General features: G+C 30.1%; 2 protein-coding genes. Both read right to left on the reverse strand.

The genetic code is table 11. The features are described 5' to 3' along the window. Positions 1-259 (reverse strand): DUF6443 domain-containing protein (locus EC396_RS11875; RefSeq protein ID WP_164975261.1); only part of this gene is annotated, 259 nt, incomplete at its 3' end. An 11-nt stretch (positions 260-270) separates the two neighbouring features. Further along, positions 271-3,534, reverse strand: a complete 3,264-nt coding sequence (locus tag EC396_RS11880) for an RHS repeat domain-containing protein (protein WP_129366908.1) — start codon at positions 3,532-3,534, stop codon at positions 271-273. Positions 3,535-3,770 lie beyond the last annotated feature (236 nt).

Below are 3,770 nucleotides of genomic sequence, written 5' to 3' on the forward strand. Positions count from 1 at the left end.
TTTGTCTACCAAATTCATCATATCCAATATAGGTAACTATATCTTCAGAGCCACCACCAGCTCTAATACCTATACTTTGCTTAGCTCTTCCTAAACCATCAAAATAGGTAATGGTTTCTATTTTATCATCATTGGCCACACTTCCCGTGGTTGTTGCTACTTGATAGGAAGTGGTTTTAACATAATTTTCTGTAGTTGTTTGTCCAATCATAAAAGACGAAACAAAAAGGGTTGCTATGGTAAAAAGGAACGTTTTCATAATCATCTTTTTTATTGTTTGTAATTGTATTCGTTTTTACTTAATATATTCCCCTCAGCATCTTTTACATACTCCAATCTGTTAAAGGCATCATATTTATAATAAATGGTATAACCTTTAGGGTCTGTAACACTCGTAACGCCAATTAATGGGTCGTATGTATAAGTGGTGACCATTGCAGTTGGCAAGCCTGTTCTAATCTTATTCAATTCAGTTTTTAATGCACTGTCATTAGTAGGGTTATCTAGAATTGTTTGAGAAATCAAAGCTATTGCATCAGCATAAGATGCATTTTCTATTTTAGCAACGGGGTATTGTTGTTTGTAACCCCATATAATAGCAACAGGTGCTGTATTTTCTGAATGATATTGAATAATATTTCCTTTAGTGTCATAATTGTCATATACAAAATTTCGATCTATAGCAGAATCTAAATTTACCAAACCTCCCTTTTTTATATAGATTTCATTAGGTAAATATAAATTCCCATAATCTGTATATACATTTTTTTGATTGTTAATAATTTGACTGCCATTAATCTTAGTAGTTTCAAGAGGAATGGCAATACGATTATCATTTATTAAGCGTAAATCATTTAAATCGTGAGCATATTTATAGCTATTTTTAATAATTTCATTTTTAGAATTAGTGATCGTACTTTCTGAAATTTCTTGATTTTGTGAATTATAAATGTAATTACTTGTTGTTTTCAATTCCTCAATCAAGTTTCCAATCTCATCATAAAAATATTCAGTAACTTCAGTTTTGTCTTTTTTGTACCATGCCAATTGTAGATTAGATTCAACCAATTCAATTGAGTTATCCAATCTAAAAGGTGGTGGAGCGCAAGGGTTGTTATTATTTATGTTTGAATCGGAATATTTAAATGCTTTAAAATCTGCCCTAGAATTTAATTTTGTAGATTTATCAGAATAGAAATTTTCTTCTATTAATAATAATTTTTCTGCATCACTATAGACTTCTTTTTTTAAAAGATTTCCTCTTTTACTACCATTACTTAATATTATAGTATGCGTATTAGTATCAACAATATCATCAGCTTCAGTTGTAAATTGGTGTACGGTTTTGCCATTTGTACCTCCTAGATTATCTTTTTGCAATTCTGTAACATATTCATAAGTGATGCTATTATTTTCAAACCCACTTTTTGATGAGGAAGAATAGGTGTAGGTATTAGTGTTGCTATAAATAGAAGGGGATAGGCATGAAGTATATGAAAAATACTCAGAGGAAGAAAAACGATCATATTTAGAATCATTATTAATGAGTTTTCCACTAGAATTTGTAGAATTAGGAAGGGTATATTCATAATTTTTTTGACCTACAAATTGATTGTCATCATTATAATTTGTAATATTTTTTATTCTCAAACCAAAACCTTGTACATTTTCATCAGGTAAATTACCAAGAGTTTTCCAGTAGGCAACCTGTAAATGAGCTTCAACAACACTCCCATAAACTTCTAAAGTAATCGTAACACTACCTGGTGAAACTAAAATTTGTTCATTTAAGCTATTTGTGTATCCTGTAAAGCTATATTTTAATTGACCATTATTTACCACATAAATTGTAGAATAGGCATATTTTGAGTTTGAAGGGCTACAGTTATTGCAAACCATAGATCCCGTAATTGCAATACTCATATTTTCATTGGTTGTAAAATTCAATGATTCGTATTGTATACCGCAATCATCCATACAAATCATTGTTTTAGGGTTTTTGGAACCATTTCCAGTTCCAATAATATCAAGTGTTTCCTTTACTGACTCATCTTTTAAAAATATATTTTTGCCATAAAAAGAATTGGGTTCATATTCAAATTGAGTATACCCTTTAGTTGGGTATATAACTTTAGTTAATATTCCAGCCTTCATTTTGTCAATGTTAATACTTCTGTCTGCCAAACCAATCTGTTGAATTTGAGTAGAATACATACTATTATTGTATGATATATCTCTTTTTTGTATCAAATTAGTGTTATTCTTACCATTGTAATACCCAAAATAATCTATAGCATAAGAACGTGATTCTGGTAATTGTGTAGTTGAGTATTCAAATCTTGCAATATCTTTTTCAATACTAGGTCCTGCAGTTTCATAAACATGGTCTAATTTAAAACGGTATTTGTTAGTTCCTGAACTTGTATAATAGTTTGGAGCACCTGTTGTTGTATAAGCAAAGTGGATTGTTTTTAGTTCATTATATCCATAGGTAGCACTACCTTTTTCAACTATTATTTTTTCTAAAAATTTACCTGATCCACCATCAAATCCATCAAATTGTGAATTACTGTTTAGTATAAAACGAATTCTTCCATTTGGAAATAAAACCTCCATAGGTTTGTTGGTAAATGTTGTAGCTGAAGAAGGTGAAATTTTCCAAGGCTGAATAGTAGCAGAATAATTTCCATCCGAAGAATTTGTATAGGAATAACTTTGTGAATGTGATTGACCATACTGGGTAAAAGAATAAGCATTGCCATAATTATATTCAATTACATTACCTTTTGGGTCAATTATTTTATTGAGTAACCAAGCAGATTTATATTTTGTATTGTAAACATGATAATCACCACCATCACCCGAATTAGTTTTATTTAATTGACTATCTTCAATGTTTTTAAAATAATATTCAATGCCAGTTTTGTCAACAATCTTGTAATAATAGTCATTATTCACATTTAGAGATGCATTTCTATAAACTTTATATTCATCAGGCGGGAATTTTGCTAACACTTCTCCAGAAGTATCAGAATCTAAAAAAAATGTACCATTTACAGTTGGTAAGTTAATATGATATGCATCTTTAACCCATGAGTTTTTCGTTATATTTAGTATGTCAGGGTGTTGAAAGCTATAGGGATTTTGAGTTATAAATGATTGTAAATTACTTATATTAGGTATAGAATATGGGGTAGGTTCTAATTCATCTGGTGTATCTCTAACTTCTAAACTTATCAAACCACCAGTATCCAAACTCCAACCTAAACCAACCCAAGACGACATCTGATTTACTTTTATCCCAGAAGCATGGTATTTTAAAGTAATAGGAATGCTTAAATCACCTGATTGAATGGTATATAAAGGAATTTCAATTTGAGGGAGTCCAGTAGAAAGATTAACAGGGTAGGCGCCAAACTTTCCCAATTCAGCAGCTGTAGGTGATGAAGGGAAAATTTCAGGAAGCTTAAATTCCTGAGAAAATAAATTACTGTTAAATAAGAGCAAACAAATAATAATAAAAGTATTTCTCATGTCATTTTTTTTAGGTTAAATAAATTTTGAAGCTTTAAATGTTTTGATTTTTTTAAGACAGCGAATAGATTGAATTTTTAAAACCCTAAAATTAAACACTCAAAAGCAATCATCGCAAATGAAACACCTTTGTATTTGTAATGACATTCCTTAGTGTTTGACTTGAAAAATGAAATTCCACCTTTCCTAACTGATCACTGAGCGGAGTCGAAGTGTCTGTTGGCACAAATTTGCAA

This window comes from Lutibacter sp. HS1-25 (genome assembly GCF_004121075.1).
Lineage (GTDB): Bacteria > Bacteroidota > Bacteroidia > Flavobacteriales > Flavobacteriaceae > Lutibacter.